14 protein-coding genes are annotated in these 22,553 nt (G+C 45.3%); 9 read left to right on the top strand and 5 right to left on the bottom strand.

The genetic code is table 11. From position 1 onward, the window contains the following. Window positions 1–204: 204 nt before the first annotated feature. The 3 genes from QUA53_RS25200 to QUA53_RS25210 form a co-directional block, all read right to left on the bottom strand. Complete coding sequence (locus QUA53_RS25200) at window positions 205–858, bottom strand: hypothetical protein (RefSeq protein ID WP_333100408.1); 654 nt, start codon at window positions 856–858, stop codon at window positions 205–207. A gap of 518 nt (window positions 859–1,376) precedes the next feature. Then, window positions 1,377–3,074, bottom strand: coding sequence for a tetratricopeptide repeat protein (locus QUA53_RS25205; RefSeq protein ID WP_333100406.1), 1,698 nt, complete (start codon window positions 3,072–3,074; stop codon window positions 1,377–1,379). Beyond that, window positions 3,014–3,943: an RNA polymerase sigma factor gene (locus QUA53_RS25210; protein WP_333100405.1), complete on the bottom strand. Its 930-nt coding sequence runs from the start codon at window positions 3,941–3,943 to the stop codon at window positions 3,014–3,016. Before QUA53_RS25210 ends, QUA53_RS25205 begins: the two co-directional genes overlap by 61 nt. A 508-nt stretch (window positions 3,944–4,451) precedes the next feature. On the opposite strand from QUA53_RS25210, the gene QUA53_RS25215 reads away from it, so the two are divergent. Together QUA53_RS25215 and QUA53_RS25220 are read left to right on the top strand one after the other, a co-directional pair. Then, window positions 4,452–4,667, top strand: coding sequence for a hypothetical protein (locus QUA53_RS25215; RefSeq protein ID WP_333100402.1), 216 nt, complete (start codon window positions 4,452–4,454; stop codon window positions 4,665–4,667). Between the two features lie 108 nt (window positions 4,668–4,775). Continuing rightward, complete coding sequence (locus QUA53_RS25220) at window positions 4,776–5,966, top strand: response regulator (protein ID WP_333100401.1); 1,191 nt, start codon at window positions 4,776–4,778, stop codon at window positions 5,964–5,966. Window positions 5,967–6,146: 180 nt separating this feature from the next. On the opposite strand, the gene QUA53_RS25225 is transcribed toward QUA53_RS25220, so the two are convergent. Further along, window positions 6,147–13,004, bottom strand: a complete 6,858-nt coding sequence (locus tag QUA53_RS25225) for an AAA family ATPase (protein ID WP_333100400.1) — start codon at window positions 13,002–13,004, stop codon at window positions 6,147–6,149. A gap of 342 nt (window positions 13,005–13,346) precedes the next feature. Here QUA53_RS25225 and QUA53_RS25230 point away from each other — a divergent pair, with 342 nt between their 5' ends. Continuing rightward, window positions 13,347–14,048, top strand: a complete 702-nt coding sequence (locus QUA53_RS25230) for a polysaccharide deacetylase family protein (protein WP_333100398.1) — start codon at window positions 13,347–13,349, stop codon at window positions 14,046–14,048. A gap of 250 nt (window positions 14,049–14,298) precedes the next feature. On the opposite strand, the gene QUA53_RS25235 is transcribed toward QUA53_RS25230, so the two are convergent. Further along, a complete protein-coding gene (locus QUA53_RS25235; RefSeq protein ID WP_333100397.1) occupies window positions 14,299–15,510 on the bottom strand; it encodes a lipid-A-disaccharide synthase-related protein in 1,212 nt (403 codons plus the stop codon). A gap of 122 nt (window positions 15,511–15,632) precedes the next feature. Here QUA53_RS25235 and QUA53_RS25240 point away from each other — a divergent pair, with 122 nt between their 5' ends. The 6 genes from QUA53_RS25240 to QUA53_RS25265 all read left to right on the top strand — a co-directional run bounded on the left by QUA53_RS25240 (window position 15,633) and on the right by QUA53_RS25265 (window position 22,553). Continuing rightward, complete coding sequence (locus QUA53_RS25240) at window positions 15,633–16,796, top strand: GuaB3 family IMP dehydrogenase-related protein (RefSeq protein WP_333066301.1); 1,164 nt, start codon at window positions 15,633–15,635, stop codon at window positions 16,794–16,796. 508 nt (window positions 16,797–17,304) lie between these two features. Then, entirely contained in the window at window positions 17,305–17,628 is a 324-nt protein-coding gene (gene trxA / locus QUA53_RS25245; RefSeq protein WP_006631199.1) for a thioredoxin, read from the top strand. A gap of 189 nt (window positions 17,629–17,817) precedes the next feature. After that, complete coding sequence (locus QUA53_RS25250; protein ID WP_333100396.1) at window positions 17,818–18,885, top strand: LOG family protein; 1,068 nt, start codon at window positions 17,818–17,820, stop codon at window positions 18,883–18,885. Window positions 18,886–19,071: 186 nt separating this feature from the next. Continuing rightward, entirely contained in the window at window positions 19,072–20,277 is a 1,206-nt protein-coding gene (locus QUA53_RS25255; protein ID WP_333100395.1) for an urease accessory protein UreH domain-containing protein, read from the top strand. After that, on the top strand, window positions 20,252–20,728 hold the full coding sequence (locus QUA53_RS25260) for a hypothetical protein (RefSeq protein WP_333100394.1): 477 nt from the start codon (window positions 20,252–20,254) through the stop codon (window positions 20,726–20,728). Before QUA53_RS25255 ends, QUA53_RS25260 begins: the two co-directional genes overlap by 26 nt. A 382-nt stretch (window positions 20,729–21,110) precedes the next feature. Continuing rightward, window positions 21,111–22,553 carry a cytochrome ubiquinol oxidase subunit I gene (locus tag QUA53_RS25265; RefSeq protein ID WP_333100393.1) on the top strand — a complete coding sequence of 481 codons (1,443 nt, stop codon included), beginning with the start codon at window positions 21,111–21,113 and terminating at the stop codon, window positions 22,551–22,553.

Here is a 22,553-nt window from a genome sequence, read left to right on the forward strand (position 1 = left end):
AATCACCAAATCCGATTAGCAATTCTGAAGGCTCAACCGCCTCTATTTTCTCCATCCTTTACATAAAAGCACTACCCTTTCATCTAGTGTAACTGCAAGAAGATGGTGCAGCTATCTCTAAACTGTTGTACTTGGTGAAGCTGTTTCAAGGAGCGATCGCTCTCTCTCATCGAAAATACGATCACTCTCTCTCTCAAAAAGATGTCAAGCCTTAGTAACAGAGTAAACCAGCGTGTAAATACACCCCTCCGAGTCGTTCTTCATCACATAGGTATTAATTTTTGGTTTCATAAGCTTCCGACGCACCTCATCCTCTTGTTTTTCGTAGTCGGGTGCGTCATCAGGAATTGTAGCCAATGCTTCCTTTAAAGCTACTCGTTGTTTAGCCTTTGCTTCAGGCGTATCTTCCTGGAGAGCAAGTTCTTCTGAGACAACTAACTCTCCAAGAAAGTCATCACTACTTATCGCATCCCACTCCCAAAGAGTGAGCTTAATTTCGTTGTCAAAATTAAAAGATATATCTGTTTTTATCTCCTGTTCTTTGGAGATATCGACATATTTCTCGTCTGTGGGAAATACTTTTTCATCCCCGCGCTTAATGTACAACTGATCGGCAAACTTTTGTCCAATAGAAGTAAGAACGCCCGTCAAACCTTCCGCTTGTTTTAAGACGTTTTGCACACCTAGCAAAGCTTCGCCGACTGTAAAAAATCCCCCGACAACTTGACCGCCTGGTAAGAGTTTTGCTACAGATGATGCTTGCTCTACATAACCGCCAATTTGTTGTAACAAACCGCTATTAACTCCAGAACTTGGAATTTCGCACCGAACAGTGTGAAGTGTAAATGTTGCAGTCATAGGTGGTTGCTCTCCCTGTAAAGTAAAACGATGTAGAAAGGAGAACCAATGTCTCTGTTCTACACCTATAAGACGATTCCAGAGGTCAATTTCTGAATTTTTCAAGTTAGCCGCTGTTTTTCCCTAACTCTATGCACCCATGAAACCAGCCTCAAACACGAGAACTCTAATTTCCCCCATTGCACCAGATTTTGTCATTGAGTTGAGGTCAGAAACAAAAAATGTAGGGTGAGCAGTGCCCACTCTACATCTATTTTAAATCACATTTCATCAATTTAGAAATGTAATTTGGCTGATTAAATATTGACTTAAAACCAACGTCTATAAATCATAATGATCCTCCTTTGATATGAGTTTGATGTGGTTTTTTATTCGAGACAAAACTTTATTTTTGTCTCTACACCTATAAGACGAATCCAGAGGTCAATTTCTGAATTTTTCGAGTTAGAGGCTGTTTTTTCCTAACTTAATGCACTCTGACAGGTTCAGATCCCCGCCTTCCCTAAGAAGTCAAGGCTCTACGCTTTAGCCCGATCGCCCTTTCGCCTCTTACCTTCCAACCGTTTCACAGCCTCCTCAACCTCCCCGCGAAAAGGGTAAAGCAACCGCCGACTCAGCGCACTTCGATACGCCTCCACAGCCTCCGTCACATCCCCCAACCGCAACAACGCTCTCCCTTGCCAGTAACAAGCCATCGCCGGGTCAAACTCCATCAATTCCTGAGACTGACAAGCCTTTTCCAACCATTTCCGACTCGCCACCTCATCCCCCAACACCCGATAACTCTCCCCCAGCCACACCGCAGCAGACACAGATTGCAGATAACCCCCATCTTCCGGTAACAACTGCCATCCTTGCGCCAAAGCCTCCACCGCCTCCCGGTGTTTCCCCGCCAGCGCCAACACCCGCCCATGACAAAACCAAGCATCAGGTAACTGCGGTTCAAGTTGCGTCCCCCGCACAGAGACAGCACACCCCCGATCGATCTCCTGAAAACTTTCCACCAACACCCGCCCCGCCGTCGTCCAAACACTCCAGCGATCGGGAAAACGATCGAGCATCTCTTCTACTATTGATGCAAGGATTACTTGATTGTTCGATCGCCCTAAATCCCCCCGATCGAGGGGGACTTTGAGACTGGTTCCCCCCTTTTTAAGGGTGGCGGAGGAGGGATCGAGAGGAACTGGGGGAGAGGTTAAAGACAAAATCTCGCACAACGCCCGATAAATTTCACAATCCTGGGGATAGAGACGATAAGCCTTCAGCATCGCCTCAGCCGCTTTCTGATATTCCCCCGTATGGAACAAACACCGCCCATAGGAATACCAACCCCTCGGATGATTCGGGTGTTCCTCAGTAAACCGTTCCAACACCCCAATCCCGTTAGCCGACTCCCCCCGGAAAACGTGATAATATGCCAGCAACTCGCGGGCATCCGCCGCATCAGGAGCCAGTTGCAGCACAGAACTAATCATCTGTTTAGTCTGCTTCCCCTCCTCACCCGATACCAATCTCATCCGGCAACGAGTATCCGCCAGTCGTTTGAGCGCTCGGAAATCACCCGGAGCCAGCTCTAGCACTTTGCTCAACCGCCGCTGCGCTTGGCGCACATTCCCCACCGCCTGACTCGCGTCGTAGCTGTCAATCAGCGCTACAACATCATCCGGGTTCAGTGACAAAACCGTATCGAACGATCGCAAAGCTGCAACCGCATCCCCTCTCCCCCTTTGCACCTGCCCCAACGCCAGCCAGTGAGCCGCATTATTTGGTTCTAGGGAAGCCGCCGACTCAAAAGCGAGTATCGCTGCCTGAGTGTCACCTCTACAGAGTGCGATCGATCCGCTGATATGCTGCCGAGTCGCCTGATTGCGTGCATTGGCCAAGGCACTTTCATAAACCGCTACTGCCTCAACCTCTCGTCCCATAAGCTGCAAGAGTTTCCCCAATTGCAACCGCACGCCAATCAATGGTTGCTGCCGATCGATCACTTGGCGATACTCCTCAACCGCCTGCTCAATACGACCCATTGCATACAGCAGATTCGCCAATTCCAACCGTTTCTTCCACCCAGAAGGATACTGCTGCACGTACTCACTTAATGTTTTCAGCTTCTGGTCAATTCGGGCTGGCTTTTCGTCTAAAACCAGGTAAGCATTCAACTCCACCCCAGAGGACTGAGTGAGGGATACCACCCGGAGTGCAGTGTTTCTAGACATATTGCTGCTACTTGATAATTAATTGTCTCGCCAATGTTTTGAGGGATGGGGGCGATCGAGTCGGATGCGATCGTTTCATCGAATTGTAGGGGCAATTCCCCCGCGATCGGCCCACCCGTGGCTGCCCCACCCGTGGCTGCCCCACCCGCGATCGCCTCACCCGCGATCGGCCCACAATCTTGACGCGGTAGGCACTGGGGCACTACCCCTACTGCAAAATCATCCCCGCTAAAGGCAACGTCCCCCTTTTTTGACGACTCGGAGGAATCTAACAAAGCATCATCCAACCCTGACAAATACCGGCTCAAACGCTTTTGCAGAAGTTCTCGCGCCTGTTGGATGCGCTTGTAAACGTTATTGAGCGAGAGAGCAAGTTGTTGGGCAATATCTTGATAGGCAATCTGGTGCCAGTAACGCAGGATAAACGGAGTTCGCAGTCGAGAAGGAAGAGTATCAATAGCGCGGCGAATGTATCTCCCCAACTCATGATGCAGAAGTGCCTCTTCAGGAGAGTCCAAACCAGAAATAACTGCTGAATTTCCTGTAGCAGCTATTTCTTCAATATCCTCCATCTGCATTGCTTTCCGGCGACGTTCTCGGTGTATATCTATACATAGATTATGGGTTAAGCGAATCAGCCAAGCTCGGAGGTTGGTGATTTTTTCGGCATAGTCTGGCAATTTATCCAAAGCTTTGAGCATGGCGCGACTGAGAACCTCTTCGGCATCAGTATGATTCCCTCCCATCCACCTGAGACAGCAACGGTAAAGATAATCTCGATTCTGCTGCCATAGCTGCCAAAATGCTTTCTCTATATCTTCTGGACAATACCGAATGTCTTTTGCAATAACAGATTGAGAATTTGACATGATTTTAAAAGTGGTGAAAGATAAAGGTGAAGGAACATTCCTCTGTTGCTTTTTTCGTTGCACCCCAATCCGGCAAACATCTAGCTGAGTGTGGTCTCAGTATTTATGCGGATAAAAATTGGATTCAGTTGCTCTTTTTTTGAGGCTGCATCCTTTCCATGTCTGTATCCTGGCTCCCCTTCCCCGCCCCTGTCAGTCGGAAAAGTCGGATTGTAAAGTCGGAAAAGTCGGACCCCCTGGTTTTACTATCTATCTTTAGATAGAGCAGAGCGACAGCATGACTGGTACTGTTATCTGTCTTTTGGTGGATGCTATTAATAGTATGTTTGGCATATAGGCATAAAACAAGTCGGAAAAGTCGGATCGTAAAGTCGGAAAAGTCGGATCATTTGGATCGTTATGTGAATAGTCCTGGACGCATGGCGGCCGGTGAAACCGGGTTTGAGGGAGGAAAATACACAGGTTGTAGCCCGCACCCAAGGTAAAAACCAGGTTTCTGAGAGTCGGAGTGCCTCCAAGACTGGTGAAGAAAGAGGCGAACAAAAATTTAAGCGAACAAACTCAAATAGCTGACGGGGTGACAAGCAACTTAAAAGCCTTGCATTTAAAGGGTTTAAGCCGATCGCCCTCAAAAATAATTAGGCGGCCGCGAGCCCCTTTTTCGGGTTTCGACAAGGTGGAATCAGGATCGGGGGCGATCGCCCCGGAGCGTAATTGTCAATAAGTCGGTCATAATAGCTATTAGAGATTTCTCCACCGACTTACTACGGTGCGCAACTCAAAATTAGGGTGCAAAACGGGACAAACCTTACCCGATGAGAGGGATGTGTATATGACTTTTGAAGAAGCCCTAGAATTTATCGAATCAGCCTTAGAGTCCAAAACCAGTAAACCGTTAAATTTTCTTGAGCAGGAAATTTTAAAAGCTGCTTGGAAAAATGCAACTTATAGTGCTGTTGCTGACAGCTTGTACCTCAGTGTAGGACATATCAAAGATTCATCTTCCCTCCTCTGGCAGCGCATTTCAGACGTAATGGGAGAAAAAGTTAGTAAAAATAACTTTCGCTCTCTGCTAGAGAAGCAAAGCACCACAAGTGCGATCGCCGATGCAAAAGGCGAACTTATCATGAGGGCTGCGGCCGGAGGAAGTGACATCGATCAATTAGAAACTTGCAAAGGCAACATTTTAATTGTTGATGACCTCCCACAAAATCTACATTTTCTAACAGAAGTTCTAACTAAGGAGGGATATAAAGTTCGCTGCGTCACTAATGGTGCGATGGCCTTGAGGACTGTTCGCAATCATCCCCCCGATGCTCTCTTGCTGGATATTCAAATGCCAGACATGGACGGCTATCAAGTCTGCGAAGCCCTCAAATCTGATGAAAAAACCTCAGAAGTTCCGATTATTTTCTTAAGCGCACTTGACCAACTTTTTGATAAAGTAAAAGCTTTTAAGGTAGGGGGAGCTGACTATATCTCTAAGCCTTTTCAGTTGGAAGAACTGCTAGTTCGCCTCGAAACTCAGGTCACTATCGAGCACCAAAAACGCCAGCTTAAAGAAGCACTCGCTCGACACCAGCAAACCGCAGAAATTGCCTACCAATCTCGCAGCCTGCTGGCAAATTTGCTAAACTCATCTCTGGATGGAATAGCCGCAGTGGAGGCGGTGAGGGGAGATATCGCTGGAGAAATTGAAGATTTTCGCTGCTTGGTAGTTAACCCTGTTTTTGCCAGACTCTTAGGGAAAAAACGAACAGATATCGCGAGCGAACCCGTGCTCAAAAAACTGCTTAATCAATTGAGTCCAGGATTGTTTGATTTATTAGTAGAAGTTGTTGAGACTGGAGAATCGCTTGAAGGAGAGGTTCATCTAGAAAATGATTACCTTGGTAAATGCTATTATTTCACTGCTGTTAAATTGGGAGACGGTTGCTCAATTACCATCCGCGACCTTACAGACTTAGAACAGTCGTCATTAAAGTCAATGATGGAACAGAACCAACCGCGTGTTATCAAATAGGATAAACCTGAGATATTCTACCATTTTCAATAACTCTTCTAGGGGCGGGCTGTCTTGCCCACCGCACAGGAAATAATGTTTATTGTGGAACAGGCCGGAAAGCCTGTCCTTGAGAATGGTGCAACATACAGCGTATCCCTGGTTTATGAAGTGCAGTATCGATCGATAGGCGGGTGTACTTCACCAACTTAATGGTTCAGTTAAATCGAGAATCTTCTCAAACTGAAACTTCGTCACCCAACCCATGAGAGTTTCAAGCTCGAAAGCGTGATATTCAGGAATCTCCTCTAGGAGTTGAAAAACTAATTCCGAATCAGCGTCCATAGCTGCTTCATATAATTTTATTATCCATTTTTTTGACATCGCTGCTAATAAATCAGTGAAATTTAACGGTTCTCCAGTCACATTAGAAGGGGGAGAGGGTAGGTCTTGATCCTGATAAATATAACCGACCCCCAAATGTTTAGCCATGATGTCAAAGATGGCTTCTGTGTGGAACGGTTTTCGCACAAAATCATCACAACCAGCCGATAAAATAACTGCCTTTTCTTCTTCCCACACGCTAGCAGTAATAGCAATAACAGCAGTAGCTTGACCTTTAAGGGTGCCTTTAATGCGTTTCGTGGCTTCATAACCATCCATAACGGGCATTCTCATGTCCATCCATATCAGATGGGGTGAGTATGAATCCCAAATTTCAAGCGCTTCAATACCGTTAGTCGCTTCTTCAACTTCAAAACCAACAGGTTTGAGGAGTTTAACTAACAGTTGCCGATTGTAATCTCGATCGTCCACCACTAAGATGCGATATTGGGGTTGGTTAGGCGCTAGCGCAACGACGCGACGACTTTGGGGTTGGTTTTGAATGGCGCTGGCATCAGCGATGCCCACAGGAATGTCAAATTTAAATGTTGTGCCCGTTGTGTCTTCTAAAAATTCCTTGAGAGGCATTCCAGGGGTAAAAGCTTTACCGTGACTAATGACTGTTATTTCACCTCCCATCAAGCGGACAAATTGACGGCTAATCGTCAGTCCTAATCCGGTTCCTTGCTGCACTTTTTGACCGGATGCTGTTTGCACGAAGGGTTTGAATAGATTCACCAGTTCCTCTGCCGCAATGCCAACTCCCGTATCTTTTACTTCAAAGGTAATGGTTGTTGATTGTGGGTTGTTGGTTGTTTTTGTTCCGGCTTCACTTTGGGCTTTTACCTGTTTATTTTTTACTTCTAAAGACACACTTCCCGAAGATGTAAACTTAACCGCGTTACTAATGAAATTAATCAGCACTTGTCGCAATTTAACTTCATCCGCGCAGATATACTTAGGAACATCTGCAGCACATTCAAATCGTAAGTGTAAGCCTTGAGCGTGGGCTTTCAACGCAAACATATCCTCGATTTCAGCTAAAAAGTGATGAATGTTCAAATTATTTTCAGATATCGTCATGCCTCCCGCTTCAACTTTGGAAAGGTCAAGCACCTGGTTAATTAGAGATAATAAATGCTCTCCACTGCGCTGAATAATGTTAAGGTTCTCTTTTTGTTCATTTAACAGATTGGTATCCTGATTCATCAGTTGAGAAAAACCGAGAATGGCGTTCAGGGGAGTTCGCAATTCGTGGCTCATGTTGGCAAGGAAAGTGCTTTTGGCGAGGTTGGCGGTAATGGCGGCTTCTTTTGCGCGTTCGAGTTCTGCTTCGGCTTTTTTGCGATCGCTGATATCTCGTCCTACCGCCTGGAATTCAACAATGCAACCGGAATCATCAAATATCCCTCGGTTAACCCACTGCGTCCAACGCACTTGGGAGCTAACAATCACCCGATTTTCAATTGTGACAACGGGATTTTCTCGGCTAATGGAATTGACGAATCGGGTTACATATTCGCGGTCTTCTTCAAACACGACAGGTTCGTAGTGATGCCCGATGAGTTGTTCCCTTGTCAGTCCAAAAAATCGACAGAAGCCTTCATTAACAAAGGTAACGGCACCATCTGGCAGATACCGGGCAATTAGTTCTGTCTGGTCTTCCAGAATACCAAGGTAGCGTGCCTCGCTCTGCTGCAGAGCCTCTTCTATTTTTTTGCGCTCGCGAATTTCCTGTTCTAAACGGACATTTTCGATGAGCGTAATCTGTGCCTGCTTGCGTTCGCTAATATCTTGAAAAGCTGCGATCGCATACTCTACATTACCCGTGTCATCAAAAATTGGCGTGCTAGTTACTTCTAAGGGAACGATTCGCTCACTGTAGTGCAGTTCCAAATCATCCGCCCATGTTTTTTCACCGCGAAGCGCTCGCACCAAGGGTAGCTGTTCCACTGGATACATCTGGGCTGTGCCTGCCCGATAAACGTGATAGGTTTCTGAGAGTTGCTCGATTTCGGCTTTGGGTAAATCTTGAATATTCAGTAACTGCTGTGAAACTGGATTGGCGTAAACCAGTTGTCCTTTGGCGTCGTGAACGGATATGCCAAAAGGAATAGCATTAAGGATTTTATTCAGGCGATTTTGCGTCGATTGTACCTGAGTGTAGAGTCTGGCGTTGGTAAGGGCGATCGCCGCCTGAGTTGAAAGCAATTGAATCACTTGCAGGCGATCGGGTGTAAAAACGCCATCTGCTAAATTATTTTCCAAATAAACAATTCCAATTAATTGCCCTTGATTGAGCAGAGGGGCGCAAAGGATAGACTTGGGCTGCTGTGTTTTGATATAAGTATCTTGGGTAAATCGCCCTTCACGGGCAACATTGGTTTCAATCAGTCCTTGTTTAGTCCTCTCAACATAGTGAATAATCGACAAAGGAAGACAGGTTTCTATAGGAGTAGATTGCAACACCATCACTTGATTTGAGTTAGCCTCACCTGACGCTTCGACTCGCAGTTGTCCTTGAGACTCTAAAATTAGATAGCCAGTTTGTGCACCACAGCTTTCCAGCAGGATTTTCATCAAAGTCGTGAGGAGTTTATCCAACTCAATTTCACTGGCAATTGCCCCAGATGCTTTCATCAATGCTGCCAAATCAAGGGTTTCACCTGAAGTGCTGCCAGAGGTATTAGACAAGCTGTTGCGCGAATCTATGGACGTATTGACTGTGGTAAAACGCTTTAAAAGTTGTGGATACTGTCGTTTCAAATCAGTCATTTTAGCTGTTGCACCCCAACGTAAATAGCAGTAGTATGCATTTGTCATATAGGCTTGGGCAACTTGCTCTTTTCCCCAAGCGATGTAGAATTTGGCAGCCAGTTCATTAGCCAAAGCCTCTTCGTTGATGTACTCATATTCTTTGGCTAAGGCAATGGCGCGATCGTAGTAGTCGATCGCCCTAGCATTTTTCCCCAAAACTCGATATCGTTCTGCCTCCACTAGATAGAGTTTATGGAGGTGAGTCATTGGAGCAAAATGAACCCATTTTTTGATCTTTTTTTGGTTGGCTTTCACCTTCTGGAGGATGAGTTTTTGCTCGGATTTTGGTGCGTCAGAATAGATAGCCAGATAAAGTAAAGAATTGTAGAAATGGTAGAGAGGAATAGTACCTACAGCGCTATCGCTATATTTTTCGGCTGATTTAGAATTTTCTATAGCTTGCTGATAGTCTTGAAAAAGATAGCAGAGAAATAGCTTGTAAAAATAGACCGAGCGACAAAGATTTTGAGCATTCGCCTCTCGATGCAAGGGTAACATTTTTGTTTCGTCATAGCTTTCACCGATTAAACGGCATTTATCTTCAGCCTGTCCCATCAAGTTCAATAAAACCTGTCGATTGAGTTGGTTATAGTAATATGATGTTTCTTGCTTCAGTTGGCTGAGGGTATTACTGTACATTGCCATCTCTGCCCCGACTGTTGGCAATTCCTTCCCCAATACATAGGAATGGTAGGAGTATACGCAGGCCGAATAAGCTGCATATTCTAAATCTCCAGTTTCTAAGGCGATCGAGTAAGCATTCTGCAAAGGGTTTAAAGTTTCCCTAAGATGCTCTTTCCAATGTTTGACAAAGTAATTAACAATAAATATGGTTCTGGCTGTGAGTTCTTTAGTATTAAACTTATCGAGTAACAAGATAGCAAGTTGCCCAAATTGATAACCAGTCTCAATGTCTCCTACGGTTTCCCCAGAGAGAATTAGTCCGTAAGTAGCATACGCACAAGAAGATACCGAAGTATTCCCATATTGAATTGATAAGTTTACCTGTTTAAACGCAATTAACGGTAGCAATTCAGGTCGGGCTAAATGGGACGCAGAAACTACACTTGATAGGATACGCATTGCTGCCATTTTATCAGGATTCGTCATCAATGGTAGGTCGATCAAGTCCTCAACTCGTTTCCCTACTAAACTTAACTTTGTCTTCATCAGTTCAAGGAAAATGTTTAATTTTGTTGGCTTCTTGGGAAAACGAATCCCCAACAGCTTTAATACTGAAAGTGCCGTCTCTATCGCTTCTAACGGTTTGTTTTGTGCTGTATAGGCTTGAATCTTGACTTCATAGACTTTCACTTTATCCAGCAACGAAGTAGCTTGTTGAAGCACTAGGTTAGCCAATTTTTCCATTTCCTCAACGTGGCCACTCAAGATAGCAGCTTCTACTGTTTCCACATACAGTGCCAGAGTGAGGTCATACTGACGAAGCCAACTATCTGCACTCAGCCAATTTATACCAATTCTTAAGTAATTCCAGGCTGGTTTCCAAGCTGCTGATGCCTTCGCTTTTTTGCCAGCAATCAGATTTAATTGAGCAAGTTTATCTCTTTCTAACGGGATGTCAATTGCTTCAATACCGAAGTTTAGTTGATTGACAATATCAAAAATCTTTTGTTGGAGTACCTGTGGTGGCGTATTTTCTAACAACAGTTGCCCGACTTTCCAGTGAACCGCTTGCTTGTCGTGTGGGGGAATTAGGGAATAGGCGGCTTGCTGAATGCGATCGTGAGCAAATTTATAAGTAATTTTTAATTCTTTTGTATATCGGTCTGTTTTCAGGAATTTGTAATCATCTCCAAGGGGTAATATAAATCCTGATTGAATAGCATTCCATAATTCATCCGCCGTTTCTTTTTGATAAGTTTCATTAATAATTGAAAGGGTGGGTAAATCAAATTGGTTGCCAATACAAGCGGCTAATCGTAAAACTTTTTGTGCTGATTCTGATAGTGTTTGAATTTGCTCTGCCATGAACTCAACAACGTTATCAGTAATATTCCTACTTATAATTTGCTCTAAATCCCAATGCCAAGCCCCAGTATTAGGATCAAAATTCAGCAATTGCTCTGTATCAAGTGACTTGAGAAACTCTTTAATAAAAAATGGATTTCCTTGTGTTTTTTGCCAAACCAACTCTGCTAATCTTTGCGTAGGGATGCACTCGGTTTTCAGCGCATCCGCAATTAATTCATTAACCTGGTTTAAATTTAAGGGTAAAAGAGAGAGATGATTAATTACTACTCCCTGTTTTTTCATTTCCGATAAAGTCAGCATAGTAGGATGAGTTGCACTGACTTCGTTATCTCGATAAGCTCCGATTACAAACAGATATTGAATAGTAAAATCGGTCATTATTAACTGGATAAATTGCAACGTAGCGCTGTCTGTCCACTGAAGGTCGTCTAGAAAGAGGACGAGGGGATGTTCTTTTTGGCAAAAAACTTGAATAAAGTTTTGAAAAGTTAAATTAAACCGATTTCTTGCTTCTGTTGCAGGTAATTCTGGGACTGGATTCTGTTTGCCAATAATCAGTTCCACTTCAGGGATGACATCAATAATAATTTGTCCGTTGATTCCTAATGCACGTCGAATCTTCTCTCGCCACAGTTGTAATTGGGCTTCAGTTTCGGTGAGCAATTGTCGCACCAATTCTTGGAAGGCAGCGACTAAAGCTTGATAGGGAATATCCCGTTGCAACTGGTCAAATTTACCTGCAATAAAATAGCCGCTTTTTTGAGTGATGAGCTTAGACAATTCCTGAACTAAAGCTGATTTCCCAATACCAGAGTATCCAGAAATTAGAATGAGTTCAGTTTGTCTTTGTATCCGCAGATGTTGTGACTGAGTTGTCTTTGGATTGCTCGCCCCTACTTGTTTCTCTTCTCCAGAAGCGACGCGATCAAAAAATGCAGTCAATAAAAAGTCAATCTGTGATTCTCTCCCGTACAGTTTTTGAGGTAGTTGTAATTGAGGATAAATGTCTTGGTATCCCAAGGAAAAAGGTTGAATTTGACCATTTCTAGATTGAGCGAGACATTGTTTTAAATCTGCCGTGATTCCCCAAGCACTCTGATATCTCTTTTCCGCAGTTTTTGCCATTAATTTCATGACAATTCCTGAGACTGTCAAGGGAATTTCTGGATTAATTTCATGAGGTGGAGTGGGTTGTTTGGCAATATGGCAATGGACTAACTCAAGTGCATCGATGGATGTAAAAGGCAAATGGTTGGTTAGTAGTTCATAGAAAGTAACGCCAAGAGAATAAAAGTCAGTGCGGTAGTCTATCGCTCGATTCATCCTGCCTGTTTGTTCTGGAGACATATAAGCCAATGTCCCTTCTAGAAGATTTGGACTTGTGAGGCTGGGAGTCTCTTGGGATAGGATGGTAGATGAGCCAAAGTCAATAATTTTTAATTGTCCTGTTTGAGGATTCAAGACAATGTTAGATGGATTGATGTCTTTGTGAATGACCTTTTTTTGATGAACTTTGCCTAACGCATCTGTGATTTGGATGGCTAGGTGGACAAAATCTGGTAAAGCCAAGGGATGACCTGACTGCAGGATTTTTAAGGACTCTCCTCCAAAATCTTCCAACAACATGACTTGTGTGTTTTCGTATTTTCGCAGTTCGTAGGCTTTAATCGTTTCATCTAGGTTGAGAAGGCGAGTGATTTCGTATTCCTGCTGATAGCGGTAGAGTTCGGCTGGTGTGGGGTAATCCTCTTTGAGGAGTTTCAAAATCAAAGGTTGCTGATTTGATTTGAGGATGCCTCGGTATACGAAGGAATTAGCACTTTCGTAAATCTGGCTGACAATTGTGATATCTGGCAGTGAAATCATGTTGGGAATTATTGCTGCCTAAAAAAGTTAAGTATACAAATAAATATAACATAGGGAGGAGCGGGTGAGAGGAGCAGTAAACTCGCTCCGAATATAAATCCTTGCCTGACCCCCCTACAACTCCCGATCTTTTATTATTGCTTTTTTGCTCTGGACTGACTTACGCTATATGTAGCGTACAAGTGTACTGGCACTTGAAGCCTCTAGCTACTGTGCGATCGCCAAAACTGAAAAATTTGGGAACAGAAAATAATTAATGATAAAATAGCTTAAGGATTCAGCTCCCCAATTGTGGTAATCTGACAACAATCCACTTTCATTCTCGATCGAGTGCGTGCAGCTATGCGAATAGGTAAAAAATCACAAAAGCTTCTGCTGTTTACCATAGGATTATTTTTCGCAGTATCGCTGTTAATTAAAGTTACTAAATTTCACAATTATTTCGGCATCAACCGCGCCGATACCGAAGTGAAAGTTGTTGCCCTCACCTACGACGACGGGCCCTATCCTCCCTATACAAATCAGCTTTTAGATATCTTAGACCGCTATCAAGTTAAAGCAACTTTTTTTGAAATCGGTCGCAATATTGAGAAACATCCAGAAATCGTGAAAATGATTATCGCGAGGGGAGATGAGTTGGCAAACCATTCTTACTCTCACAAAGATATGATGTTTAAACCCCGGGAAGTTTTGCTGTCTGAGATTGAAAAAACCGACAAACTTTTACAAGAGTTGGGCGTTAAACAAGAAACTATCAGTTTTCGGCCGCCTTGGGGTCGGCGATTTGTAGTTTTGTCTTATTTGGTGTCCCAAATGCACAAAAAACTGATTATGTGGGATGTGGATTCTCAAGATTATGAAAAAACACACACGGTAGAAGATATCGCAAACCGGGTGATTGCAAATGTGCGATCGGGTTCGATTGTGGTGATGCACGACGGCGGGGGCGATCGCTCGAAAACCGTAGCAGCAACTGAGATGATTGTCAAGGATTTGCAGTCGAAAGGTTACCAGTTTAAAACAGTTTCTGAGTTGTTGAAATAGCAGTAGGGTGCGTCAGCCACAATTATTTTTGCGACAAATCAACAATCTCATACTGACGCACCAGGAAATAATATCAATTCCGGTTGCACTCATCATGACTGTTGACGGGCGGGTCGAAAAACTGAATGGTTGAGTGTTAAATGTTGACTCGATTTTATTATTCCGATGCAACCGAAAACGATATAAATAGTGCGTCACAATTAGACTTTTCGTAGATTGAAAAATTAAAACCTGACCCACCCTACCACAATCAATAACCCAGATAGTTGGCCGCGTAATTAGCAATTTTTATGCTGCCGCCCGATCGCCCCATTCTCTCTAAACCATTTTGAATGCAACTGGCTAAATATTTATCATCTTGCAAAGTGCGATCGACTGCCAAAGCAGCTTCCTTGATAATATCCGAATTCGCTGGTTGTCTGCCAATAACCTGCACCGAATCACCTAAAAGCCGATTTTGAGCCTCCGCAAATCTATAGGTAAAGGCAGGGCCGTTTCCCGGTACTGCAATTACAGGTTTTCCCAAGCCCACAGCTTGTTCGACAGCAGTTCCAGTCATCCCAATTACTAAACTAGACTGCTGCAAAATATCGGCGAAAGCATCGGCCCAGCACATCACTTCGACTAATTTTTCTTCACAAAAAGACCGTTTGATTGCTGGAAAAATGAGCTTGCCCGATCGGTGTTGCCATCCTGAAAGCCTCGCAATATCATCTAATTGAGGCATCAAATTGGGAACTAAAGCTGCCAGAAACTGCATCGGTAAAGTAGAAGAGTTATTAGCAATTTCTTTAACCAGTTGCAGGAGCAAAACGAGGTTGTCGGTGGCTTCCCGGAGGCGAGAACCGGGGAGAAGGGCGATCGTCCGAACTCCGGGTATTAACTGCAAATCTTTGCCCGTAGAATTGAGGTTGTCCATGACAGGATTGCCGACAAACTGAGCTTTATTTAAACCCTGTCGGTTTAAGTCAGCAGCAGTCAAAGCATCTCTAGTAAAAACCGCCAGGCATTTCTCGGAGGAAAGCAACTGCCACAAAATTAAACCCAAATCGACTCGCCCCTCGTAATAACTAGAATGGGCCGATAGAAAAATTATATAGGGGCGGTTGCTGGCATGGGCGATCGCAGCGGCGACAATATCCCCAGTTGCCACCACCAAATCGCAGTGGCGCGAATGCCTCCAAACAGCCTGCAATTGCTGCCAAGTCAAAGCAATCAGCCCCGCCCCAATATCTTTGAGGAAAAACAGGGGGTTCATGTAAAAAACTCCCCCAGAAGGCATTTGACTGGTGGGCCCAATAATGGGCACGGTCGATCGGCGGTAAGCAGCCCCGTCACCTACAATCGGGATTGCAGAAACATCAAAATCCGCGCCAGATACTCTTAAAGCTTTGAGAATTTGACAGTTAATCGAGTCTTCCCCGTGGCCGTTGCTGAGGAAAAGTATCCTCTTCGATTTCATATAATCGGAATACAATCAGAATCAGTGCCGAGCTTTTTTTAAAGATAGCCGTGCGATAGCTAAACTCGGGCGGGCTAACTTTTTGTTAGTCTAATTTAAATACATTGTGGAAGTGAAACAGCGTGAATATTGAAATTGGGCGGGGCAAAAGCGCTCGCAGAGCTTACGGCATAGATGAAATTGCGCTCGTACCGGGACAGCGCACCCTCGATCCGAGTTTGGCAGATACCAAGTGGCAGATTGGCGGGATTGATCGAGAAATCCCGATTATCGCCAGCGCCATGGATGGAGTAGTCGATGTCCGCATGGCAATTTTGCTGTCGGAATTGGGAGCAATGGGCGTGCTCAACCTAGAAGGAATTCAAACCCGCTATGCCGACCCTCAGCCAATATTAGAGCGCATCGCCAGTGTGGGGAATCACGAATTTGTTTCCCTGATGCAGGAACTTTATGCCGAACCCATCAAGCCAGAATTAATCGAGCTCAGAATTAAAGAAATTAAAGCTGGAGGAGGGATTGCTGCCGTTAGCGGTACACCGGCCGGCGCGAGCAAATACGGCCGGGCGGTTGCTGAATCGGGAGCCGATATATTTTTTGTCCAAGCAACTGTAGTATCGACAGCTTTCCTTTCCCCTGAATCAATCTCATCTTTAGATTTGACACAATTCTGTCAAGAGATGCCGATACCAGTAATTCTGGGTAACTGCGTGACCTACGAAGTCGCCCTGAATTTAATGAAAACTGGAGCTGCGGGCATTCTCGTGGGCATTGGGCCGGGGGCTGCTTGCACATCTAGGGGCGTATTGGGTGTCGGGGTTCCTCAAGCCACAGCGGTAGCAGACTGCGCCGCTGCGCGGGACGACTACTATCGCGAAACTGGCAAATATGTGTCGGTGATTGCTGACGGCGGTTTAATTACTGGCGGCGATATCTGCAAGTGCATTGCCTGTGGTGCCGATGGAGTGATGATTGGTTCACCTTTTGCCAGGGCCGCCGAAGCTCCTGGCCGCGGCTTTCACTGGGGGATGGCGACTCCTAGCCCGGTTTTGCCGCGCGGCACTCGCATTCGCGTAGGGACTACGGGTACTGTGGAACAAATTTTGCGGGGGCCTGCGGTGCTAGATGACGGTACGCACAACTTGCTCGGAGCTCTAAAAACTAGCATGGGTACCTTGGGCGCTAAGGATATTAAGGAGATGCAGCAAGTGGAAGTGGTAATTGCTCCTTCTCTGCTGACTGAGGGTAAAGTCTATCAAAAAGCTCAGCAGTTGGGCATGGGTAAGTAGATTTACCGATCGAATACCAGCATACCTTGACAAAATTTGTTCAAGAGTCTCGAAATTTACAGAATATTGTGGAATTATCGAGAAGGAGATGTCACAATAGAAGAAGCGGAGACGCATGTTTCCGTTCACTCCTCACACCACACTCCGCCCGGACTACTGTTCGGGCGGTTCCTTTTTTGACGGAAATCTTGGCTCTTGCTTACTAGATACAGAACTGAGGCTTTTAGCTCCGGAGAGGGGGAGAGTGGGAGATTGGGAGAGTCTGGGAGTGGGAGAATTTTTTTTCTACATAAGTGCATTCTGCCTTCGGAAACATCAGTGCCTTCGGAAAAATCAGTGCCTTGTTCGTTCAGACACCTTGTGCCTTCTTCCTTCTACCGTCTTCCCTCTTCCTTCTACCGTCTTTCTTCTTCCTTCAGAAGCGTTCTGTTAAAATCGTTGACGCAAGTGGTTACATTTTTTGCTAGACTTGTTATCCGAGAAATAGTATTTACAAGGATGGCTAGGGATGTCAGCAGCCGCGCAAGTAACCGACTCTACCTTTAAGCAGGAAGTGCTCGATAGCGAAGTTCCAGTTCTAGTGGATTTTTGGGCTCCCTGGTGCGGGCCCTGTCGGATGGTGGCGCCCGTCGTAGACGAAATTGCCCAGCAATATGAAGGGCAGGTCAAGGTAGTAAAAGTTAATACCGACGAGAATCCTAACGTGGCCAGCCAATACGGTATCCGCAGCATTCCGACGCTGATGATATTTAAGGGCGGTCAACGTGTGGATATGGTTGTTGGGGCAGTTCCGAAAACTACTCTGGCCAACACTCTGGAAAAGTACATTTAACCCAACTGCGAGCGGTTTCGCGCTGTTCTTTTTGGGCCGCGAAAGCTCACTCGCTTCAGAACCGGGGCAAAGCTACGGGAAAAGTTATTAGTGGCCAGCACGGCAATTTGCTGGTGGCTATTAGCTTATAACTTTGGCTTGCCCCTTAATTTTTAGTAGAGACAATTTGTTATCGTTTCGGAAAAATTCATGATTCGTTCTGGGTCTGGTCAAGGTTTTGAGTCCCTCCAAGCTGAAGTGATGGATTTGCTCGATCGCTTGCCAATGTTGAAGCACTCTGAGTGGATTGAACGATCGCTCTCTACTATAGTGCAAATGGCCAGAGAGGATCTCGATCGCCTAGACTTGAAGATTATTGCGGCGGCACTCCGAGATATGGAGAGCGCTTTTGAGCTGTTTTATCCTTACCGCCACGTTCGCAAAATTGTGATTTTTGGTTCGGCGAGGGTGTCACCGCAATCGGCAGAATATTTGATGGCTAGAGACTTTGCGCGCGCGATGGCCCAGCAGGGGTTTATGGTGATTACTGGCGGCGGTGGCGGAATTATGCAGGCGGGGAACGAGGGGGCGACTGCGGAACGTTCTTTTGGGCTGAACATTCAGTTACCTTTCGAGCAGAGTTCTAATCCTTTCATTGCCGGCGATCCCAAATTGCTCAATTTTAAATATTTTTTCACTCGCAAGTTATTTTTTCTCCGGGAGAGCGATGCTTTGGCTCTGTTTCCGGGCGGTTTTGGCACTCTGGACGAGGCTTTTGAGTGTCTGACTTTGACTCAAACTGGCAAGTTCGGGCCGGCTCCTGTGGTATTGATCGATCGACCGGGAGGAGATTATTGGCACGATTGGAATTATTTTGTGCAAAAACAATTGCGGGGCCGCGGTTTGATTTCAGCCGACGATCGCAGCCTGTATACGATTACTGACGATATAAATGTCGCTTGCGAGGCTATAGGTAGTTTTTATCTGGTTTATCACTCCTGCCGCTACGTGCGCGAAAAACTGGTAATTCGCTTGAAAACAGAGCTTTCTGAAGAGAATGTCGCTCGGCTAAATACTGATTTTAGCGATATTGTTGTCACCGGAAAAATTGAAAAAAGTCAAGCTTTGCCGCCGGAAATGGGAGATGTGACTTTCGATCTGCCGCGCCTGACTTTGCATTTCAACCAGCGGGATTTGGGGCGGCTTTATCAGCTAATTGCTGCTATTAATCAAATGGGTGCAGCTTCGCCGGCGGCGGCCCATCCAGAACAAAAGTAGTTATTAGTTATCAGTCATTAGTCATTTTAAATATGGGTGAGATTAGATAGAAGTTGGGCAACTTGTATTTTGACAAAAACGCTCGAATGAGATAAGTTTTTGTAAAAACTAAAGAAAAAAGCGTCCAAAATCCAAAGAAAATATTGTCAATACCTTGATGGCGTTGTTTGAGAAAAAAACAGCAAAATGCTAGACCTGCTGCTAATTGCAATTTTGGGATTTCTCGGCAGTTTCGGTCACTGCGCTGGGATGTGCGGCCCGCTGACAATGGCATTTTCTCTTTCTAATTCCCGCAACGATAAATTAGCTGCTTTCCGCTTTCATTTGCTGCTAAATTTCGGGAGAATTGCTGCTTACGCTTTAGTTGGTGCTGCAATTGGCGGACTGGGTTCGGTGTTAATGGCTGGCGGACTTTTGGCAGGTACGGGTAGCGAATTGCGGCGGGCGATCGCACTTCTAACGGGCACGATGCTGATTTGGTTCGGAGTAGGGCAAATTAAACCGAACTTACTGCCGGGATTGCCCCGATTGCACCCGCTGTCGCACGATCGAGTCGGACAAGCAATGAGCAACCTTTCGGCGCAAAAAAACTGGTGGGTGCCGATTGCTTTGGGTTTGCTTTGGGGTTTGATTCCCTGCGGTTTCCTCTACGCAGCCCAGATTAAGGCGGCGGAAACCGGAAACCCGGTTTTGGGTGCGGCGACGATGCTGGCTTTTGGACTCGGCACGCTGCCAACTATGCTGGGAGTGAGTTTTTTTGCTGGCAGATTGAGCGCGGACAAGCGCAGTCAACTGTTTCGTGCGGGTGGTTGGGTGACAGTGGCGATCGGGATTCTTACCTTGCTGCGAACCGATGAAATGGTTGATTTTACAGGCCACGCAGCGCTGCTGTGCTTGATGCTAGCACTGTTGGCGCGTCCGGTTAGCAAATTTTTGCCGCAACTGTTGCGCTATCGCCGCGTCTTGGGTGTGGGCGCGTTTGTCTTAGCAGTCGCCCACACGTTTCATATGCTGGACCATACGCTGAAATGGAATTTTGACGCGCTATCTTTTATGTTGCCGCAGCACCAGTTGGGAATGGCGGCTGGGATGACGGCGCTGCTGTTGATGTTGCCGGCGGCGGTTACAAGTTGCGATCGTATTCAAAATTATTTAGGCCAACTGTGGCGAATGCTTCACCTGTTAAGCGTTCCAGCTTTCTTGCTGTGCGCTGTACACGCTGCACTCATCGGTTCCCACTATCTCGGCGGCTTTGAATCGACGGCGGTTAATCAATTGGGGGCGCTGCTGTTGGGTATAATTGCCCTGGGCGTCTTGCTAGTGCGATCGCGCTTTTTTTGGTCAATTTTATCACTAGAGAAGTTCTATGTTTCGCCTGTCAAACAAAAGTAAAAGTTTAGGATTGTTAGTTTTTTTGGGATTGCTAATTGAAGCAGCAATTCCCACTGCGCCGCAGTTAAACTCGATTTCAGTTTTGGCGCACCAAGTCGAAGTATCGGGAGATGTAGCCGCTACCTTTCACCTAGAACCAAACCACAACCCCCGCGCCGGACAGTCTGCGAGAGTGTGGTTTGCGCTGACTCGCCGGGGCGGCAAAATTATCCCCTTAGAGCAGTGCAATTGCAAATTAGCGGTTTATCCAACAAAAGAGCGCCAAGAAGGGGATAAGCCACTGATGCAGCCGCCTTTAAAAGCCATATCAGCCGAGAAATATCAAGGGATTCCCGGAGCTGATATCGTGTTTCCCAAGGCTGGCATTTACCAGCTTTACTTGAGCGGAACAGCCAAAAAACAAGCTAATTTTCAACCGTTTAAACTGAGTTACACTGTCACGGTTAGGTAATACCATTTGAGATTTTAAGGACTGATTATGGAGAGATTTTATATTAATTAACTGCCGAGAGAGCCGGGGGGAGAAAAGAAGAGGAAGATTGAGAGTAAGTTTTCTATTTTAAGTTAAGGGGGACACGCGACCTATAATTGAGTTAAATTACTATTATAGCAACTACCAAGAGGCGTAGGACGTGCTTAATTGCTGAAACTATTGATGTTATTGATTTTATTGCGCTTGGCTTCTTCCTTCTTCCTTCAAACAGCAAATCTTAATTTTTAATAAAGATAAGTCAGTGCATTCTGCACTAAGTAAATTTCTGCGTTACCTTGTCAGTGTCCATTATGAGATTTGTGCAAGCTAACATCTCTTGAACTGACCAAAGGATATAACGATGGATATCTTATCTAACACCGTGGCCCTATCGCGGATGCAATTTGCGCTAACCGCCATATTCCATATGCTGTGGCCAGTTTTGACAACTGGAATGGGGATTTATCTGGTAATTGTTGAAGGAATGTGGCTAAAAACTCGCAATCCCGACTACTACCATCACGCTCGTTTTTGGTCTAAACTCTACGTCCTTAACTTCGGTATTGGAGTAGCTTCAGGAATTCCGATGGAATTTCAGTTTGGCACGAATTGGGCACCATTTTCTGAAGCTGTTGGTGACTTTTTTGGCAGCATTTTGGGCTTTGAAGCTTCAATGGCATTTATGCTAGAAGCCGGCTTTTTAGGAATTATGCTGTTTGGTTGGGAGCGCGTTCACCCGATCGTCCATTATTTCGCTACAATCATGGTAGCCTTCGGCGCTAACCTATCCACAGTCTGGATTTTAGTCGCTAACTCTTGGCTGCAAACTCCTGCGGGTGGAGAAATGGTCAATGGCAAGTTTATTGTCAGCGATTACTTTCAAGCAATTATGAACCCGTTCGCATTAAACAGCATTCTTCATATGTTTTTTGCGACGTTAGAAACTTCGCTGTTTGTCATTGGGGGCATTAGCGCTTGGTACATTCTCAATAAGCGCAACCAAGCCTTTTTTTCCAAGTCTTTAAAAATTGCCATAGCGACAGCAATCGCCGTTGCACCTTTGCAAATATACATCGGACATTTGAGTGCCGAACAAGTTTATCACTATCAACCCACTAAATTAGCAGCAATCGAAGCTAAGTGGGAAACTTCACCAGCGGGAGAGTCAGCCGATTGGACTTTGCTAGCTTTACCTAATGAAAAAGCCCAAAAAAATGACTGGGAAATTAGCGTACCTAATGGCTTAGGATACGTTTTGGAATTCAAACAAGAACTCTCCGAACCCGTACTCGGATTGAAGGAATGGCAGCCAGAAGATAGACCCCGGATGGTGGGTTTAATCTACTATTGTTTCCGCATCATGTCCGGGATTGGATTCTTCTTTTTAGGACTGATGCTGTTCAGTATAATTCAGTGGCTGCGAGGCAAACTTTCTGCTGAAAATATTAACAGTCAACCTTGGCTGATGCGCGCTTGGGTATTAGCTGCTCCCCTGGGATATATTGCTGTAGAATCGGGTTGGATTGTGCGCTGTGTCGGCAGACAACCTTGGGCTTTATACGGGCAAATTCGCACTGCTGACGCGGTGTCAAATATCCCCGCCAGCAATGTTTTAACTTCTCTCAGTTTCTTTGCTGTTATTTACAGCTTTTTGTTTGTTTGTGCCTTGTATTTTGGCAGCAGAATTATCCGCCAAGGGCCTAATTTAACTCTGCCGGTACCGGGATTAGACAATGAACCTGCAATCGAAAGTCAACCCGCAGAACACATTCCCGATCAACGTCCCGTAGAAGCACAACAATAG

This window comes from Microcoleus sp. Pol12B3 (assembly GCF_036701355.1).
Classification (GTDB): Bacteria; Cyanobacteriota; Cyanobacteriia; order Cyanobacteriales; family Microcoleaceae; genus Microcoleus.